Genomic DNA, 298 nt, shown 5'->3' with positions numbered 1-298 from the left:
GAAGGCATCCGGCTCAGTTCGCGCACCGCCACGCCACTGCCACCGGGCCTGGACGGCGATGCCGTGGTGCAGCTGGTGCGCCAACTGGACCTCAAGCGGTTGTACCAGGCACACCTGACCAGCCACCTGGAAGGCCAAGGCGATGACGCACTCGTACGCCGTGATCGGTTCTGTCGGCAGTTGCCCTGGCAAATGCTGCAGTACGCCCACGAACAGAGGCTCGACGAACAGCTCTCGGCCTCGGCCTGGAGCTTTGTGCAGCAGGTCTTCGACATGCCCGATGCCGTAGCCCGGGCCC

The 298-nt window shown here is 65.8% G+C and carries 1 protein-coding gene; it reads left to right on the top strand.

The features are described 5' to 3' along the window. Positions 1-298 (top strand): dermonecrotic toxin domain-containing protein (locus AC0L3B_RS39200; RefSeq protein ID WP_473383113.1); only part of this gene is annotated, 298 nt, incomplete at both ends.

It is taken from the genome of Bradyrhizobium sp. Kon56, assembly GCF_055807635.1.
This window is presented reverse-complemented; position numbering and strand designations above follow the sequence as displayed.